Below are 19,349 nucleotides of genomic sequence, written 5' to 3'. Positions count from 1 at the left end.
TGATTTACTTCAAAAATAAGAATAATTTAAAGAGTTTTAAGTTTAAACCAACTCAAACATTTTTCCTGGTAGGGGTTTTGTAAGCCCTTTTAATTCCATTTGTAATAAAATAGAAGACAATTTAAAAATAGGAATATTGCATTCTAAAGCGATAATATCTAAAACCTGCTTTCCGTCTTTTAACAACAAATCATAAATTTTTTGTTCATCAACATTTAAATCAATAAATAATTGTTTTTGTATGTTTTTTTTAGATGTTTTCTGAAGATCCCAATTTAACATTTTTACAATGTCATTAACGGAGGTTAGCAAATGAGCTTGATTATTTTTAATTAAATTATTACAACCTTTACTATATAAATCTGTGCTTCTTCCTGGCAAAGCAAACACATCTCTGTTATATGAATTTGCAATATCTGCTGTAACTAAAGAGCCTCCTTTTTCTGCAGATTCTATAATAATTGTTGCTTTAGAAATGCCTGCAACAATTCTATTTCGTTTTAAAAAATTTTCTCTTAAAGGTTGTTCTTCACTCCAAAATTCGGTTAAAAAACCGCCATTTTCATTTACTTGATTGATGTATTTTTTATGAACCTTAGGATAAATTTGCTCAAAACCATGTGCTAAAACCGCAATAGTTTGCAGTTTTTTTTGAAGTGCTGCTTTATGAGCACAAATATCTACACCATAAGCAAAACCACTTACAATTATTGGATTATACTCTGCCAATTCTTCAATTAAATTATTACAGAAATCACGACCATATGAGCTTATATTCCTGGTACCAACAATAGATATAATTTTATCATTATTTAAATTGATATTACCATCTTTAAATAATAAAATAGGAGCATCAACACAATTATGAAGATTTGCAGGATAATTATCCTCTAAAAAATAATTGTATTCTATTTTGTTTTGACTAATATAATTGAATTCTTGTTCTGCTAATTTTATATTTTTGGCATCAAAAAGATGCTTTATTGCATGACTTCCAATTCCGTTAATCTTCTGTAAAACAGCTTTTTTTTCTTTAAAAATCTGCTCAACATCACCAACAGCAATAATTAATTTTTTAGCTAAAATATCTCCAATAGCCTTGCTTTTTTGCAAACGTAAAATAGCCAGTAATTTTTCTTCTTTCAAAAGCTAACAATTTGAATACCAAGATATAAATATTTTGTTGATAAATTATAGAGAAGTTTCTGCTTTTAACTTACAAAATTTTTATATTTGTTAATATGAATTTAGCCAACTACATAAACGATTTATTATACAGATACGACTGTGTGATTGTTCCTAACTTTGGAGGTTTTGTAACTAATAGGATTGGAGCAAAAGTTGATAAAGCTATCAATACCTTTTATCCTCCTACAAAACAAATAACATTTAACAGTCATTTAAAAGGTAATGATGGTTTATTGGCAAATTATATAGCTGCTGCAGAAAACATTTCTTATGAGAAGGCTACCATTGCTATTTCTTCATCAGTAATTAATTGGCAAAATAAAATAAATTCAGGTGCTTTATTACTTGAAAATATTGGTTCTTTAACACTTAATGAAAATCATCAAATTATTTTTGAACCAAATACTTCTGTAAATTATTTATCAGAATCTTTTGGATTGACAAGTATAGAATCTTCTGTGGTTAAAAGGTATAAAGAACAAGTAAAACCTTTAATTCCTGTTATTGAAAAAAAGGAGAAAAAAGGAGTTCCTGCATTTATTAAATATGCTGCAACTGCTGCTATCTTATTAACCTTAGGCTTTGTTGGAAATAATGTTTATCAAGAAAATGAGCAAAAAGAAATTTTAGCAAAAAAAGAAAAAGCATTAGAAAAAAAGATACAATCTGCAACTTTTGTAATTACAAACCCTTTACCAACAATTAAATTAAACGTTGTTAAAGAAAAAGTGATCTCTAAACCTTATCATATTGTTGCTGGCGCTTTTCAATTTGCAGAAAATGCTGATAAAAAAGTAAGTCAGCTTAAAAAAGAAGGTTTTGATGCCAAAGTTATTGGCGTTAACAAATGGGGTTTAACTGTTGTAGCTTTTAATAGCTTTGCAGATAAAAATGATGCTACAAATAACTTATATAAAATTCAAGACAACGTTTCTAAAGATGCTTGGTTATTAGTTAAAAAATAGCATTTATTTAGAAGCTATACTTATCTTTGCTGAAATTTTTTAAAATGGAAGCAAAAAACCCAAAAGACTCTTTAACTGTACTTACAGATTTAGTTTTACCAGGAGACACTAATTATTTAGATAATCTTTTTGGTGGAGAATTATTGGCAAGAATGGACAGAGCCTGTAGTATTGCTGCAAGACGTCATTCTAGTAGAATTGTTGTTACTGCTTCTGTAAATCATGTTGCTTTCAACAAATCTACACCTGTTGGAAGTGTTGTAACTATTGAAGCTAAAGTTTCTAGAGCATTTAAAACTTCTATGGAAATTTATGTTGATGTTTGGATTGAAGACCGCCAATCTGGTCAAAGAACCAAAGTAAACGAAGGTATTTATACATTTGTTGCTGTAGATGAAACAGGTAAACCTGTTGAAATAGCACAAATAATACCTGAAACTACATTAGAAAAAGAACGTTTTGATGGCGCCTTAAGACGTAAACAATTAAGCTTAATTTTAGCTGGTAAAATGAATCCAGCAGATGCCACAGAATTAAAAGCTTTATTTAGTTAAAATATTAGATATTTTTCTGAATAAATAATTTCTTATTGTATATCAAAAATAATACTTGCAAAAGTTATCGTTCTAAAACAAACTTTAAAACTGTAAAAAGATTATAAGTAAACAAAAAACAACTATCTCTTTAACATCCAAGAAGCAGGATTTAAACGCTTTGTGTTTTTAAATAATACAAAAATTAAGGTTGTTTTTGCAGTAACTTTATCCGTAAATATTTTACCTATTTGTTGCCCAGTAACTATTTTATCACCTTTTTTCACAAAAGTACTTTCTAAATTATTGTAAGACGTAATGTAATTTCCATGTCTGATTAACACGTTTTTTGTACCTCCAGAACCTAACAAAATATTTAAAACTTCACCATTAAAAATAGCTTCTGCATTACTACCTTTGCTTGTTACCAAGTGCAAACCAGTACCATTAACTGTAATTCCAGGAAAAGTAGGGTGAGGCTGTTCTCCAAATCTCCTTACAACAGTACATTCTTTAACTGGCCAAGGTAATTTACCTTTATTAAGCTCAAATTTAGCTGCCAATGCTTTTGCTTCTGGACTTAAAATAAATTCATTTTTCTTGGTAGATTTAGGCTTATTTGTCAATTTAGATTTTGCTAATCTATTTGCTTTTAAAATTTCTGCCTTTATAATTTTATCAATTTTTGCAGCAATTTTTTTATCAGCCCTTATCTTCTTTTGTAAATCTTTTTTGTATTTATTTTCCTTACTTTTTATAGTTGAAACCAATTTCTCTTGCTTCTTTTTATCAGTTTCAATTTCTGCTTTTTGTTCTTTCTCTGATAAGATTAAAGTGTCCTTTACTTGCTTTTGATACAACAAAGAATCTTTTACTTTTTTAACAAAATCGGTTTGAATAATAATTTCTTCACCTTGTTTTTTTCTGAAAGCAGTATATTGTTTCATATACTTTAAACGCTTGTATGCTTGATAAAAATTTTGCGAAGACAACAAAAACATCGTTTTACTTTGTTGTGATTTACTTTTGTAAGATTTGTAAATCATTGCACCATAATCAGCTTTTAAATCAGCAAGACTTTTATTAAGAATTTTTAGTTTATTCTCACTATTTTTAATCTCTTTTGATAAAATATCAGATTCTAATTTTATCGTTGAAATTAGCTTATTTCTAACATCAATTTTTTGCTTAATATCTCTTAAATCTTCTAAGGCATTTTTTCCTTTTCTCTTTTCATTAAAGAGCAATCTATTTAGTTTATTTATTTCTGATTTATATTTTCTACGCTGATTTTCTAACTCTTTTTTTGTTTGACTAAAACTTGACAAACTCAAAAAGAAAACAGATAAAAAAACAATAAAAAACTTATAAGTGTTCATTAAAATTCTAAGAGTTTATATCCATCAGGAATACGAAAAGACATATTTACATCCGTATCAAAAACTACCGTTTTGTAAGTAAAATCGATTGTAGTACGAGATTTTTTATTTTTTGCTATAATATTAATTTCTGCCGGAAAAACAATATCATTAATTAAATTATAAGAAGGATATTTTACATCTAAACGTAAATCTTTATCAGCGTTTACAATAGTTTGTTCATTCAGTTTAAAATTAGATGGATTAATTGCAAAGAAAATATCAAACAATTTTGCTTGTTTTTCTGGTGATAAGAGATACTTATTATTTACAATTTCTACATCTTGCTTTTCTTCAGTAACATCCAATAAAGATTGTCCTAAAAACAAGTTTTGTAGTTGTTCAAAATTTATTTCCACACCTAGCAATTCTTTAATCATAGAAAAATCACCTTCAAAATAATGTTTTGCTACTGGTGAATAATAGCTTAAAGAAGTTGGCGTAATTTTAACTTTAAAAACTGTAAGAAATTTAGTTCCTTTTAACCAAATAACTTCATCTTTTTTAATTTTCATACTAACAGATAAACTCTGTTTTGTTTTTCCGTTATTAAAATTAGCTTTCAGTTTAGCATCTATGGTTTTTTTATCAAAATTTGCTGCTATATGTTTTTTTGCTACTTTTTTAGCCGAAATATCTTTTGCAATTGCGTTAGCATCAATCATATTTTTTTTTGTTTTACAGGAAGCTAAAACAATCGTTATAATTAAAATATATTTTAAAAACTTCATTTATTAATTCTTAAGTTTTTTAGCTTTCTGTTTGTATTTTTTTTCTTCTGATGGGTTACCTAGACCTTTATATGCTTTTGCTATTTCTAAATAAAAATCAACTTCCATTTTATCATCAATAACAAAATCAATACCATTTTGTAACGCTATTAAAGCTTTTTTATGATTTTTTTGTTCATTTAATGCTTTTCCATTTACTAAATACACAAGAGGTTGTGCAGGAAAAAGAGCAATTCCTTCTTCACTAAAGCTTAATAAATCTTTTGTATTGTTTTTAGATTTTTTTAAAATCTGATCTAATAAGTTATAAGATTTATCAGTTTTAAACTTACTAATTAGAGCAGTTAAATCTGTAGCAGTTTCTTCTTTAGGTTTTGTTTTATTCCTTTTTTCTAAATTTTCTTTTAACCTCTTTAAATTTGCAGATAAATTACTATCTCTTTCAATCTCATCTATACATGAAATTGCTTTTTGATATTGCTTATCATAAGTATAAAGCCTTGCTAAATATTCCTTTTCTTTAGGATTGATTGCAATTATTTTTTGTTGAAATTTTATAGCCTCTTTATAATTTCTATCTTTTACATAAATAGCTACAAAGTGCTTTAGCAGCCAAAAATTATTATTATCTTTTTCTAAGGCTCTTTTTATATATTCTTTTGCTTCGAGTGTTTTATTTAACTCTAAATAATTTTTTGAAAACTCAAAATAAACAGATACATCATTTGGTAATACTTGATTGCAACTTTCTAAGTTTTCAATTGCTTTTTGAAAATTTCCTATTGATTTTTCTGACAAAGCTTTAAAGAAAAATTGCTGAAATTTCATTTCAGCAGCTTCTGTTAAATCCTCTTTTGCAGGAATACTATCTTGTGCAAAAACGGTAGTGGAAAAAAGAATTAAAAATAAAGAGTAAAGAGCCAACTTTGTATAATTAAGTTGCCTCTCTTTTCTCATTTCTTTTTTCTTTATTCTAAAATTCATTTATGTTAATTCTGAATAATCACCAATACTTACTGAAGTATATTTACCATTATAAGTTGCATGGTTACCAATCATAGCATTATCTAAATCTGCATTTAAAATAGTAACATTTGTTTGAATTAAAGAGTTTACAATTGTAGAATTTTCTACAATACTATTTTCTCCAATAGAAACATAAGGGCCAATTTTTGTGTTTTTCAATACCACATTTTCACCCACATAACAAGGTTGTATAATTTCAGAATTTTCTAAAACTACATCATCAGAAACTAAATTATTACCTGCTTCTTGTTCAAAACCTAATGTTTGTTTATTTGTATCTACCGTTGGGTCTTTTTTACCACAATCCATCCAGGCACTTACTTTACCAGGTATAAACTTAGCCCCTTGTTGCTTTAAAGATTCTAAAACATTGGTTAATTGATATTCATTGTTTTCTTTTAAATCATTATCAATTAAATATTGAATTTCTTCCAATAATTTTTCTCCACTTTTAAAATAATAAATTCCAATAATGGCTAAATCAGAAACAAAATCTTTTGGTTTTTCAATAAAATCTGTAATAAAACCACCTTCTAATTTTACAACACCAAATGCACTTGGGTTTTTAACTTTACTTACCCAAATTGCTCCATCAGCATTTGCATCTAATTTAAAATCTGCTTTAAAAAGTGTATCTGCATACGCAACAACACAAGGACCACTCAAAGATTCTTTAGCACAGTAAATTGCATGAGCAGTTCCTAATGCTTCTTCTTGAACATACACAGAACCTTTTGCCCCTAAATCATCAGCTATTTGTAATAATTGCTCTTTTGTATCAGCAGGAAAACCTTTAGCAACTGAACCAATTACAAAAGCTATTTCATCAATTTCTTCATCAATAACAGAAGCAATATCTTCTACCAAACGTTGTACAATTGGTTTACCAGCAATAACTGTTAAAGGTTTTGGAACTGTAAGAGTATGAGGTCTTAAACGAGACCCAATCCCAGCCATGGGAACTATAATTTTCATATATTATTTAATCTAAATTTATGATGCAATATACCATTTATTAAGAGATTCAAAAAGTACTTTACTACTTATATTAGTTATAAAACTCTTAAAAATATATTGTTTTAAATGATTTTTAAAACGTAAGAACTAACTCTTTTGTTTTTTGTTTCTTTGCACAAAATACTCATTTGTGAATTATCTTTCTGTAGAAAACATATCAAAATCTTATGGAGAACGTATCTTATTTGAAGATATTTCTTTCGGAATCAATAAAGACCAAAAAATAGCTTTTGTTGCAAAAAACGGAAGTGGTAAAACATCCATTTTAAATATCATTGCTGGTTTCGATTCTCCAGATTCTGGTCAAGTTGTGAGTAGAAAAGATATCTCTATTGCTTATTTGGCTCAAAAAGAAGATTTAAATCCTAATTTAACCATTGAAGAAACCATTTTTGCTACAGACAACATTGTACTCTCTGTTGTAAATCAATATGAAAAGGCTTTGTTAAATCCTGATGATTCTGAAGCCTATCAAAAAGCTTTTGAGTTAATGGAGCAATACAATGCTTGGGATTTTGAAACGCAATACACACAAATTTTATCAAAATTAAAATTAGATAATTTATCTCAGAAAGTTTCTTCACTTTCTGGTGGACAAAAAAAGCGGCTATCTTTAGCAATTGTTTTAATTAATAAACCCGATTTATTAATTCTTGATGAGCCTACAAATCATTTAGATTTAGAAATGATAGAATGGTTAGAAGATTTCTTTTCTAAAGAGAAAATAACCTTGTTTATGGTTACGCACGACCGTTATTTTTTAGAACGTGTTTGTGATGAAATCTTAGAGCTAGATGAAGGTAAAATCTATAAATACAAAGGTAATTATTCTTATTATTTACAAAACAAAGAAGAGCGTTTAGCTCTAGAGGCTACAAATTTAGGAAAAGCCAAAAGCTTATTTAAAAAAGAGCTAGAATGGATGAGAAAGCAGCCAAAAGCTAGAACTACAAAATCGAAATCTAGAACTGACGATTTTTATCAAATTAAAGAAAAAGCACATCAGCGTAGAAAAGACCATACAATTCAGTTGGAAATTAATATGGAGCGCCTAGGAAGTAAAATTTTGGAGCTTCATAAAGTGCATAAATCTTTTGGTGATAAAAAAATTCTTAATGGTTTTGATTACGTTTTTAAACGTGGAGAACGAATAGGGATTATTGGTAAAAACGGAACTGGAAAATCTTCTTTTTTAAACATTATAACTCAAACAGCAGAACCAGACGCAGGTAAAGTTATTTTGGGTGAAACTGTTAAATATGGTTATTATACCCAAGCAGGAATTGAAATTAAAGAAGGGCAAAAAGTAATTGAGGTTGTTAAAGAATTTGGTGAATTTATTCCACTTACAAAAGGAAGAAAAATCTCTGCATCACAATTATTAGAGCGCTTTTTGTTTGATAAAAAGAAACAATATGATTTTGTTGAAAAGCTTTCCGGTGGAGAACAAAAACGTTTGTATTTATGTGCTGTTTTAATACAGAATCCTAATTTTTTAATTTTGGATGAGCCAACTAACGATTTAGATGTGGTTACACTAAATGTTTTAGAAAGTTTCTTATTAGATTTTCCTGGAAACCTAATGGTTGTTTCTCACGACAGGTATTTTATGGATAAAATTGTAGATGCTCTTTTTGTTTTTAGAGGTGAAGGTATTGTAGAGAATTTCCCTGGAAACTATTCAGATTTTAGAGCTTATGAAGGTTCTTCTACAATACAAATAGAAGAAAAATCAAGTGAAAAAACTGTTGAGAAAAAGACTGAAAAGAAACCATCTAAAAACACTTTAAGTTTTAATGAAAAAAGAGAATTTGGTGCTTTAGAAGCAGATATTGAACGTTTACAAAAAAGAAAAGCTATTATAGAAAATCAGTTTTTAAATGTTGAAATTGCTGAAGATGATATTCAAAAAAAATCTGAAGAATTACAAAATACCATTTCTACTTTAGAAGAAAAGGAAGAACGTTGGTTAGAACTTTCTATGAAGTTAGAAGGTTAGTTTTATAAATCAATTCTTATAATATTTTCTTTTTTTAACAATTGATCATTATTAAATCGTAATAAAATTTGCGCAACAGCAACCGTGTCTTTTTCACAATAATTTACAATTCTTTGTATGTTTTTTTCTTTGTAAAACACAGCTGCAACTTCACTGCCATCAATATCATCTTTAGGTGATGGAATACCTAAAATAAAGGTTAATAGTTTTAGTGATGTATAGTGTTTATAATCGCCAAACTTCCATAATTCTAAAGTATCTAAATGCGGAATTTCCCATGGTTTTTTTCCAAATAAATTAAGTTTTTTTGGCAACTCTATTTTATGTATAATCATTCTTCTAGCTATAAAAGGAAAATCAAATTCCTTACCATTATGAGCACATAAAACATTTGATTTTTTAGCAAAATGCTTATCTAATAAAATTTTAAAATCATGTAAAAGTTGATACTCATCATCTCCATAAAAAGAAGTAACTCTAAATTGCCTTTTACTTTCAATCTCTACAAAATAACCAATTGAAATACAGATGATTTTACCAAATTCTGCCCAAATACCTGCCTTTTTATAAAATTCTTCAGTAGTAAATTCTTCTTTTCTTTGGTAAAGAGTTTTCTGTTCAAAAAGTTGCTGAGTTTTTTTAGAAAGTAAGTTCCAATTTTCTTTTTCAGGAACTGTTTCTATATCTAAAAATAAAATATCTTTTAGTTTGGTTGATAAGTTCATAGCACTATGTTTTCTTTTTCTTAAGGTAAGATAATAAAATTATTATCAGCATAAGAGTTAATAGTATTAGAATTTGCAAATGATTATGAACCTTTTACAAAAGATATAGTACTATAAGCGGTATTAATAATAAAGTAAAAATGTATTTTTTTTCATATTAATAAGTTTTATGTAAATTGATTTCTTAAATATCAAAAACCACTTAACCAATAATAATTACACGTCTGAATAACAGTTGATTAAATTAAAAAAAATATAGTAAAGTTATTTTAATGTTAACTAAAACATTTAAGTTTAAATGATTGTTAAGTACTTGTAATTGTATTAGAATTATCTGTATTTTTGGTACTTATCTCTTATAAAAAATTATGAATAAAAACGATATTAAAATTTTATTAGTTGATGATGAACCAGATATTTTAGAAATTGTTGGTTATAATTTAAGAAACGAAGGTTATCAAATTTTTACCGCCATAAATGGTAAAGAAGCAATTAAATCTGCTAAAAAAAATATTCCTCATTTAATTTTATTAGACATTATGATGCCAGAAATGGACGGCATTGAAGCTTGTGAAAAAATTAGAAAGATTGCATCTTTAGAAAACGTAATTATTTCTTTTTTAACAGCAAGAGGTGAAGATTACTCACAAGTTGCCGGTTTTGAAGCTGGTGCAGACGATTATATCACTAAACCCATTAAACCAAAAGTTTTAATAAGCAAAGTAAAATCTTTATTAAGAAGGTTAAAAACCGAAAAAGAAAATGAACAATCTCTTACTATTGGTGATATTATTATAGATAGAGATGAATATGTTGTTTATAAGTCAGGTAAAAAAATTGCTTTGCCTAGAAAAGAGTTTGAGTTATTTTCTTTGCTAACTTCTAGACCTGGCAAGGTTTTTAAAAGAGAAATTATATTAGATACTGTTTGGGGAAATGAAGTTGTTGTTGGTGGCAGAACTATAGATGTACATATTAGAAAATTACGCGAAAAAATTGGTGATGATCATTTTAAAACCGTTAAAGGCGTAGGATATAAATTTGTTTTAGAAGAGCAAGATAAATAGACTTGCTTACTTATATGAAACTAAAAAAAACATACTCATATGCACTGTGGTCTGCAGTATATTTAACATTGCTTTCTGTTATTATTGCAGCTATATCTTATTTTTTTATTAGTAAACATTTAGGGGCTAATACAATAATTATTTCTGTTATTTCACTTTTTATCATATCCTTTTTAATTACTCAATATAGAGCTGAACACTTCATTTACAGAAGATTATTGAAAATTTACGAAGAAGTTTCTATTTTAGATGTTGATGAATTAAAAAGAGAATCTGCAACAACAGATGTTGAAAAACTTTCTAAAAAAATGGAAACCTTTGTTGAAGGAAAACGTTTAGAAATTAAAAACTTAACTGAAAGAGATTCTTTTAGACGTGATTTTTTAGGCAATGTTGCTCACGAATTAAAAACACCACTTTTTACGGTTCAAGGTTATATTTTAACCCTATTAGAAGGAGCAGTAAATGACAAAGAAATTAGAGCAAAATATCTTGACAGAGCAAACAAAGGTGTAGAAAGACTTGTGGCTGTAATTAAAGATTTAGATATGATTGCCAAACTAGAAACTGATGGCATGAAATTAAATGTTGAAGTTTTTAATATTCTAGAACTCATCCAAAATGTATTTGATTTATTTGAGATGAAGGCCAAAAAGAGAAACATCTCTTTAAAATTTGATAAAATTTATGAATTTCCTGTTTTTGTAAAAGGCGATATTGAAAAAATAGAACAAGTATTAATCAACTTAGTTGTAAATTCTATAAAATATGGAAAAACCAATGGATCAACAATACTTGGAGTTGAAACTCATAACGATAAAAAGTTTATTATTAAAGTAATTGACAATGGAGAAGGCATTAAAAAAGAGCACCTTTCTCGCTTATTTGAACGCTTCTACAGAGTAGATCAAAGTAGATCTAGAGAACAAGGGGGTTCAGGTTTAGGGCTATCAATTGTAAAACATATAATTGAAGCCCATGACGAAAACATCTTGTTAAAAAGTATTTATGGTGAAGGTTCTGAATTTTCTTTTACGCTTGAAAAAGCCAAGTAATTATTAAGAATTATACCAAATCGAAACCAATATCTTTTCTATAATTCATTTCGTTAAAATGAATTTTATCAATGCTTTTATAACTTTTTTCTAAAGCTTCTTCAATTGTATCTCCAAATGAAGTTATTGCCATAACTCTACCTCCACTTGTAACAACTTTATTTTCTTTAATAGTTGTTCCAGCGTGAAAAACAAAAGATTCATCAACAGTTTCAAAACCATTAATTTCTTTATTTTTTTGATAAGCTTCAGGATAACCACCAGACACCAACATTACAGTTGTTGCTACTTTATCTGTAACAGAAAATGATTTTTCATTTAAATTTTGATTGGCAACACCTTCAAATAAATCAAACAAATCAGACTCAATTCTTGGTAAAACAACTTCCGTTTCCGGATCTCCCATTCTTACATTATACTCAACAACAGAAGGGTTTCCATTATCATTCATCAAACCAATAAAAATAAATCCTCTATAATCAATTCCATCTTTTTGTAAACCAGCTATTGTAGGTTTTACAACCAACTCTTCAACTTTATTTAAAAATGCATCGTCTGCAAATGGTACAGGAGAAATTGCTCCCATTCCACCAGTATTTAAACCCGTGTCTCCTTCTCCAATTCTTTTATAATCTTTTGCTGATGGTAAAATTTTATAGTTTTTTCCGTCAGTTAATACAAAAACAGATAACTCTATTCCTTTTAAAAACTCTTCAATAACCACTGTTGATGAAGCTTCGCCAAATTTTTGATTAGAAACCATTTCTTCTAATTCAGTTTTTGCTTCTTCTAAATTGTTTAAAATTAAAACACCTTTCCCTGCGGCTAATCCATCAGCTTTTAAAACATAAGGAGGCGCTAAAGTTTCTAAAAAAGCAAAACCATCTTCTAAATTTTCTTTTGTAAAAGATTGATAACGAGCAGTTGGAACTCCATGTTTTTGCATGAATTGTTTTGAAAAATCTTTACTTCCTTCTAATAAAGCGCCATCTTTCTTAGGACCAATTACAGGAATATTCTTTAGAACATCATCTGCTAAAAAGAAATCGTGAACACCTTCTACTAAAGGCGCTTCAGGGCCAACAACCACCATTTTTATATCCCTTTCTAAAACAGTCTTTTTTACTGCTTTAAAATCTGTTGGATTGATGTTTATGTTTGTTGCTATTTTATCTGTTCCTGCATTACCAGGTGCTACAAATAATTGAGTTATTTTGTTACTTTTAGATAATTTTAAAGCAAAAGCGTGTTCTCTACCTCCAGAGCCTAAAATAAGAATGTTCATTATTGTTGTATTGTTGTGTTTTGAAAGTGCAAATATATTTTAAATAAGTTTTGAAAACTAAAATCCCCACTTTAAAAAATATGTAATTGCTGATTTTAAATGAATAAAAAATAGTTTTATACTTTTTGATGAACCTTTCTGGTGTTGATGTATAACTTGAACTTCTGGAAAATATAATTTATTTTTTCCTGAATCATCAATTCTTCTACAAATATCTGCATCTTCCATATATAAGAAAAAACGCTCATCAAAACCTTTTAATTGTTTAAAATCTTCTGTTTTAAAAAGCATAAAACATCCGTGAATAAATTCAGGATAAAACGGTGTAGATAAATCTTTATTTCGGTACTCATTTTTAATAATCTGGTTCCGAGATATCTTTAATTTTCTATTTATCAAATCAAAAAAAGTAGGATGTTTTCTACAAACAAATTGTTTTTTATTATTTGGATAAATAATATTGGGTGTAATAAAAGAGACTTCAGAATTACTTTTAAATTCTTTTATTAAATTCGGAATTACATCAGTAGAAAACTCTACATCAGGATTTAATATCAAGTGAAAATTTGAATTAATTTGATTTAAAATAAGGTTATGTGCTTTACCAAAACCAATATTTTCTCCAACAAAAATATATTCTATTTCCTCATTAATAAAATGTTTTTCTAAATTATTTTTGGGTGAATTATCAATTAAAAATAGTTTCTTTTTTAATGGTGTTTTAAGAAAAGAATCTACTGTTTTTTTTAATACGTTTAAGTTTTGTTTGAAAAGAACAATCGTTGCAGTTATTTGAAGTTCTTTATCCATTTAATAGGCTTTTTCTTCTCCTTTAAACACATTTAATACTGTTTGGATAATTATTTTTATATCTAAGAAAAAAGACCAATTTTCTATGTAAAATATATCTAAACGCACTCTATTTTTAATATCTGACCTTTTCTTAATTTCTCCCCTGTAACCACTTATTTGCGCTAACCCAGTAATACCTGGTTTTACAATATGCCTTTTCAAATAATCATCTACATCTTTTTGATATTCTAAAGATAAACTTTCTAAGTGTGGTCTGGGTCCAACAACACTCATATCACCAAACAAAACATTAAAAAATTGAGGTAGTTCATCCATACTAGTTTTTCTTAAAAAAGCTCCAATTTTCGTTACTCTTGTGTCATTTTTTGTAGCATGGATTTTGTCTGATAAGTTATTCATTTTCATAGATCTAAACTTATAGCAAACAAATTCTTCACCATTTAATCCTTCTCTACCTTGTTTAAAAATTAAGGGTCCCTTAGATTCTAGTTTTACCAAAACCCATAAAACAGGAATCAACCAAGAAAGGATAAAAACACACACAAATAAAGAAAAGAAAATATCAAAAACTCTTTTTACATAAAAATTTTCTGAAAACTCAAAAGGTAGTTTTTTTACATTTAAAACTAATAAAGAATCATTATAATATTCTGCCTTTTGACTTTTGCTATATAACTCGTTTGAATTTGGAATTAATTTTAAAACAATGTTTTTTTCTATAGCAAACTTATTTATTTTTTTTATTTGATTTCGATCAAGTATGGATAATGCACAGTAAATTTCATCAACATTATTATCTTCTACAAATTGATAAATATCATTAAATTCACCCAAATATTCTTTTATTTTGTATTCTTTATCTGAAAAAAAACCTAAAAACTTATAGCCTAAATTTGATTTACTATTAAAAAGTTTAATGATATTTTTTGAAGAATCATCAAAACCTAACACAACTGTTGTTCTATAATTTTTACCTAAAGCTCTATATTTATTTAAAAGAAAAAACCATAAATACTTAACAAATGTAATTCCAAGAAAAATAGAAGCTAAAATTAAAAATTGATTATGTACAACTTCTCCTTCTCTAAAAATTCCAAAATAAGTAAAATACCCTAAAGTAAAAATTAAAAACTGTTTTACTAAAAGTGTTAATACTCTTAAATTATTGGTGAACCTGTATACTTTGTAAAACCCAAATAAGTAAGAAGTAACTAACCAAAAAAGAGTAATATATGTTAGAAAAGAAAAATTTAAATAATCTTTATCTGAAATTAAATAAACAATTAAATTTATTAATATAATATCTATTAATTTTTGTAAAGGTTTTATTAAGTAGGAATATCTTTTTTTCAAGCTTGATTATTTTAAAAGACTAATGTATTAACAAAAAAACACTTTTCTAAAAAGAAATATCTTCTAATTTTTTAATTTTTTTAAAAAAAATAATTTTAAATGATAAATGAACTGTCAAGAATAAAATCATCATTATAAAACTTACCACGTAACTTTTATGTAAAAAAAACCTATAGAAATTAAAATTTTCTTTTATTAGTTGAAACTTATCCTTACTTAAAGATACGTTTGATGTTCTATAATATGCTAATGGTTCAAATAAACAATAAGCCTTATTTGTTTTATTTAAAATATTGAACCATAAACCCCAATCTTGCCTTTTTCTATAATCAGGCATATAAATTTTACCTATTCTTTTTGTATCATAAATAGCTGTTACAGTTTTAATATAATTATTAAAAAGTAACGAAAAAGAACTAACTTCTTTTGGTGGTAAAATGATTTTAAAAGGATTATCATTTTTATCCAATTCAACAAAATTAGTAAACGAGAATTCAATATCATTATTAATCATAAACTCAAGTTGTTTTTTCAGCTTATCTCTATGCCAATAATCATCACTATCTAGAAATGCAATGAATCTTTTTTCACTTATTTGAATACCTTTATTTCTTGAGACTCCAGCTCCAACATTTTTATCAAATGAATAAGTCTTTATTCTTTTATCAAATTGAACATATTTATTTATTATTTCTTTTGAAGAATCTGTAGAATAATCATCTATTAAAATTAATTCCCACTCATTTAATGTTTGATCTAGAACTGACTGGATACATTCATCTAAAAATTCTTCACAATTATATACAGGTACTATTATCGAAACCATTTTAATTCTGATTTGAAAAATTGAAAATAAATAGCATAACAAAAACAAATAAGTATTAACCCCCATTGTCTAAATAAAAGCGATTCAAACAAAAAATTAAAAAGTATAATAACTATAAAAAGCTCGAAATCAGGTTTTTTGTTTTTTTTATTTTTTACAAGTAAAAAAGGTGAAATGCAAAACAAAATTAAAGAAGCTAAACCCATAACTCCTGAATGAAATAAAGATTGTAAATATTGATTATGAGTATTAAAATTATAATTATATATAAATTTATTTATTTTTTCTCCATTTTTATATCCATATCCAACAATAAAATTATCCTCAATTAAGTTAATGTAGTTCTTATAAATAAAAATTCTATTATTAGTGCTCAATTCTGCTAAATCACCCAATTCATTGTTTTTATTAACATCTACAAATGTTTTAAACATATCACTAAACCTTTCTTTTACATGTCCATTAAAGCTAAGAAAACAACCAAAAGCAATTATGACAATTAAATACCTGTAATTAAAATAATTAAATAAACAATAAACTGGTAATAATAAAACTAAGCTGATAAAAATAGCTTTAGATGCTAAGGTAATAATAAAAAAAACATTTAAAATAATAACAATAAATCGGACCCATTTGTTTAAAAAAGAATTAAAAATAAAGACTATTAAAGCAAAAATGAATATTAACCCAAAATAAGTACTGTGTGCATAATTTTCTAAATTACTAAAATCTGTAATCTTAAAATTTAACAAATTCTTACTTATTAATAAATCCTCACCAGATTCTATATATAAATTAGGCTCCTTTAATTGTAAGAATACGTTTTCATTTATTCCATTACTCCAACTATAACTACCGTTTTCTGAAACAAAGGAAATATAAAACCATTCTCTTTTAGAACCTAATTGAAGTTTGTTTGCAAGTGTAAATTTGTAAAAACCATTTTGTAATTTTTCTGATTTTACTTTTCCACCTCCTTCAATCTTGCCAATTTCACCATTAGCAACATTAAACCAAGCTTTACAATTTCCTTCATTAACATTTCTTAATAATACCCAAAAGCTTTTACCTTTCTCTTCTCCTTTAATAATAAATTCTCTTACTAAATATTTTTCATTTTGCTGATTATTTAGCATTATTATCTTTCGCAAACTCGGTTTAATTGAAGATGATTTAATTAGCACATCGTAATTCGATTCTTTTGTTAAATAATCTTTTGAAGTAATTATTTCACTTTTAAACCAATTTTTTTTCTGAAATTCTTGTTGATTATTGTATTTATAATATCCAAAAACCCACAGAAAAAAGAATATAACCCCAACAAAAGTTATTATTACTGAAGTAGTTTTTAGAATCTTTAAAATTTGATTTTGAGAAAAATTTGAACTAAAAATAAATAAAGGAATAATTAAAACTGATAAATTTCTGACTATAAATTCTGTCTCAAATTGATTATTAAATAAATCAATAATAAAAGATATTATTATAGAAAAAAAATAAACTAAGAAAGGTAAGAATAACCATTTTGAGAAAATTTCTTTATTACCTTTAAATAAAAGATTGCAAATTGAAGCTAAACTTACAATTATAAGCATTAAACTAGAATACCATACAGGTAAAAGTAAGGAAGGTAAAAGTAAGCTTCCTATAATTAAATTTACTTTGTGTGAATTTAAGTTTGAAAAAAATTTCAGCTTTTACAATTTTTAGTTTAATATTATTTTATTTAAATTCCATAAATTCTGTGAAGAAAAAATTTGAATATTTTTTTTATAAAAAACTTCATTTTCCATTACTTCAATTACAGCTTCTGAAAAAGCTTTAATATTATTTTTTTCTACAATATTAGCTATTCCTTTATCCCCAAATGCATCTTTAAAATTACCAACATCATAACCTACAAAGGGTTTTTCTAAACCGACTGAGGTATAAGAAACGCCGCTCTGATTTATTTTTTTATATGGTAACCATAACATAGTTGATTGATTAATTTTATTAATCAGAAAACTTGTTGAAACTTCTTTTGACAAAATATTTACTTGATCCTTGATCATAAAATCGTTAATCATTTCTGTTAAAAATTTTAAATACTCAGGTTCAGCTAACCCAACTATATCTAAAAATATATTTATTTTTTTTTCTTTTAAAACTTTAACAACTTTTAATGCGTCTTCAATTCCCTTATATTTAGAAATATACCCAACCATTAAACATTTTTTTACTTTAACATTAGTCGATCTCTCTCTAAACTCCTTAAAAAAAAGCCCATGTTCAACTCTTAAAATAATAGCATTAGGATTTAATTCCGAAATTATATTTTTTACTTTATTAGTATGAACTGCAATATTTTTAATGGTTTTATATAATTGATTATATCTTTTTAAGGTTTTTTTATTTTTTCTATTATGAGGATATATATTGTGTAATATATATATGACTTTTACTCTGGCTTGAAGGTAATTAATTAGTAAAACCTCAAGACTTGTATATTTCAATAATTGTAGCCACTGAATCACCACTGTATCAAATTTTTTGTAATTAAATAAAAGCCAAAACCAGTTTAAAATATAATTTAATAATTTGAATCTAGTGGTAAAACCTAAATAATCGTTTAAGTTTTCAAAAACATCTAAAAACTCTGATTTTTTCTTACCTAAAATTTTCACTTCATATTTCTCATCTTTTAACCCATTTGAAAGATAGTGCGTGTAAACAGAGGAAGTTCCATTAAAATCTACAACTAAGATTTTTTTCATACTAAACACAAATTTAAGAAAAGATTAATCAAAAGGCGGCTTCCATTTACAAGAATAATTTAATTCTTTGTTCCTAGTAGAAATAAATTTAGCAGGTACACCTGCAACAACACTATAATCAGAAAAAGATTTAGTAACAACAGCTCCTGAAGCTACAACACAACCCTTACCCAAATGAACTCCTGGTAAAACAATTGCTCTAGTACCTATAAAAACAAAATCTTCTAAAACAACAGGAGCGGTAATAAAACCAAATGAGGAGTCATTTATATCATGTTGAGCAGTTATTAAGTGTACTTCTGGAGAAATAGAAACATTATCTCCAATGCTTAACCCTCCTCTACTATCTAAATAACATTTTCTATTTATAGCTGTATTCTTACCTATTTTAATATTAAATCTATTTATAAAACAATTTAAATGAATACTACTTCCTTTCCCCAATTTTAATCGATATATATACCTATATATGAAATGCCTAATAAAATAAAAAGGTATTTTATTGACAATATGATTTGGTATATAATTTCTATAGAAATAAAAAAAGAATTTTATAATTTCAAAAAAAAAGGATTTCATTCTATATAACTTA

At 26.4% G+C, this 19,349-nt stretch carries 18 protein-coding genes; 5 read left to right on the top strand and 13 right to left on the bottom strand.

The window, feature by feature from the left end:
- Positions 1 to 42 precede the first annotated feature (42 nt).
- The gene (dprA, locus tag Q0733_RS08460; protein WP_298781283.1) at positions 43 to 1,146 is read right to left on the bottom strand and encodes a DNA-processing protein DprA; all 1,104 of its coding nucleotides are present in this window, start codon (positions 1,144 to 1,146) and stop codon (positions 43 to 45) included.
- A gap of 95 nt (positions 1,147 to 1,241) precedes the next feature.
- Between dprA and Q0733_RS08455 the strand changes: the two genes are divergently transcribed.
- Positions 1,242 to 2,153: an SPOR domain-containing protein gene (locus Q0733_RS08455; protein WP_298781281.1), complete on the top strand. Its 912-nt coding sequence runs from the start codon at positions 1,242 to 1,244 to the stop codon at positions 2,151 to 2,153.
- A gap of 44 nt (positions 2,154 to 2,197) precedes the next feature.
- Positions 2,198 to 2,707, top strand: coding sequence for an acyl-CoA thioesterase (locus tag Q0733_RS08450; protein ID WP_298781278.1), 510 nt, complete (start codon positions 2,198 to 2,200; stop codon positions 2,705 to 2,707).
- A gap of 122 nt (positions 2,708 to 2,829) precedes the next feature.
- On the opposite strand, the gene Q0733_RS08445 is transcribed toward Q0733_RS08450, so the two are convergent.
- The 4 genes from Q0733_RS08445 to Q0733_RS08430 are packed head-to-tail and all read right to left on the bottom strand — an operon-like array spanning position 2,830 to position 6,836.
- Positions 2,830 to 4,065 (bottom strand): peptidoglycan DD-metalloendopeptidase family protein, encoded by a 1,236-nt coding sequence (locus Q0733_RS08445; RefSeq protein WP_298781276.1) that lies wholly within the window; start codon positions 4,063 to 4,065, stop codon positions 2,830 to 2,832.
- A complete protein-coding gene (locus Q0733_RS08440; protein ID WP_298781273.1) occupies positions 4,065 to 4,835 on the bottom strand; it encodes a DUF4292 domain-containing protein in 771 nt (256 codons plus the stop codon). Before Q0733_RS08440 ends, Q0733_RS08445 begins: the two co-directional genes overlap by 1 nt.
- 3 nt (positions 4,836 to 4,838) lie before the next feature.
- Entirely contained in the window at positions 4,839 to 5,819 is a 981-nt protein-coding gene (locus Q0733_RS08435; protein ID WP_298781270.1) for a hypothetical protein, read from the bottom strand.
- A complete protein-coding gene (locus Q0733_RS08430) occupies positions 5,820 to 6,836 on the bottom strand; it encodes a sugar phosphate nucleotidyltransferase (RefSeq protein ID WP_298781268.1) in 1,017 nt (338 codons plus the stop codon).
- Positions 6,837 to 7,008: 172 nt separating this feature from the next.
- On the opposite strand from Q0733_RS08430, the gene Q0733_RS08425 reads away from it, so the two are divergent.
- Positions 7,009 to 8,877, top strand: a complete 1,869-nt coding sequence (locus Q0733_RS08425) for an ABC-F family ATP-binding cassette domain-containing protein (RefSeq protein WP_298781266.1) — start codon at positions 7,009 to 7,011, stop codon at positions 8,875 to 8,877.
- 2 nt (positions 8,878 to 8,879) lie between these two features.
- Here the strand turns inward: Q0733_RS08425 and Q0733_RS08420 are convergent, their stop codons facing one another.
- Entirely contained in the window at positions 8,880 to 9,602 is a 723-nt protein-coding gene (locus tag Q0733_RS08420; protein ID WP_298781264.1) for a 3'-5' exonuclease, read from the bottom strand.
- 368 nt (positions 9,603 to 9,970) lie between these two features.
- Here Q0733_RS08420 and Q0733_RS08415 point away from each other — a divergent pair, with 368 nt between their 5' ends.
- Positions 9,971 to 10,669: a response regulator transcription factor gene (locus Q0733_RS08415; RefSeq protein WP_298781263.1), complete on the top strand. Its 699-nt coding sequence runs from the start codon at positions 9,971 to 9,973 to the stop codon at positions 10,667 to 10,669.
- Positions 10,670 to 10,683: 14 nt separating this feature from the next.
- Positions 10,684 to 11,724: an ATP-binding protein gene (locus Q0733_RS08410; protein ID WP_298781262.1), complete on the top strand. Its 1,041-nt coding sequence runs from the start codon at positions 10,684 to 10,686 to the stop codon at positions 11,722 to 11,724.
- A 10-nt stretch (positions 11,725 to 11,734) separates the two neighbouring features.
- Here the strand turns inward: Q0733_RS08410 and purD are convergent, their stop codons facing one another.
- From purD to Q0733_RS08375, 7 genes are all read right to left on the bottom strand, one after another.
- Positions 11,735 to 13,009, bottom strand: a complete 1,275-nt coding sequence (gene purD, locus Q0733_RS08405) for a phosphoribosylamine--glycine ligase (protein ID WP_298781260.1) — start codon at positions 13,007 to 13,009, stop codon at positions 11,735 to 11,737.
- Between the two features lie 57 nt (positions 13,010 to 13,066).
- A complete protein-coding gene (locus Q0733_RS08400) occupies positions 13,067 to 13,819 on the bottom strand; it encodes a glycosyltransferase (protein WP_298781258.1) in 753 nt (250 codons plus the stop codon).
- Complete coding sequence (locus Q0733_RS08395) at positions 13,820 to 15,175, bottom strand: exopolysaccharide biosynthesis polyprenyl glycosylphosphotransferase (protein WP_298781255.1); 1,356 nt, start codon at positions 15,173 to 15,175, stop codon at positions 13,820 to 13,822. It lies immediately after the preceding gene.
- Positions 15,176 to 15,221: 46 nt separating this feature from the next.
- The gene (locus tag Q0733_RS08390) at positions 15,222 to 16,001 is read right to left on the bottom strand and encodes a glycosyltransferase family 2 protein (RefSeq protein ID WP_298781252.1); all 780 of its coding nucleotides are present in this window, start codon (positions 15,999 to 16,001) and stop codon (positions 15,222 to 15,224) included.
- A complete protein-coding gene (locus Q0733_RS08385; RefSeq protein ID WP_298781249.1) occupies positions 15,989 to 17,152 on the bottom strand; it encodes an O-antigen ligase in 1,164 nt (387 codons plus the stop codon). Before Q0733_RS08385 ends, Q0733_RS08390 begins: the two co-directional genes overlap by 13 nt.
- Before the next feature lie 555 nt (positions 17,153 to 17,707).
- A complete protein-coding gene (locus Q0733_RS08380) occupies positions 17,708 to 18,757 on the bottom strand; it encodes a glycosyltransferase (RefSeq protein WP_298781246.1) in 1,050 nt (349 codons plus the stop codon).
- A gap of 24 nt (positions 18,758 to 18,781) precedes the next feature.
- On the bottom strand, positions 18,782 to 19,201 hold the full coding sequence (locus tag Q0733_RS08375; protein WP_298781245.1) for a DapH/DapD/GlmU-related protein: 420 nt from the start codon (positions 19,199 to 19,201) through the stop codon (positions 18,782 to 18,784).
- Positions 19,202 to 19,349 lie beyond the last annotated feature (148 nt).

Source organism: uncultured Polaribacter sp. (genome assembly GCF_947500975.1).
GTDB lineage: Bacteria > Bacteroidota > Bacteroidia > Flavobacteriales > Flavobacteriaceae > Polaribacter.
Note: the sequence above shows the minus strand (reverse complement) of the source record. Positions and strands in the feature narration are given on the sequence as shown.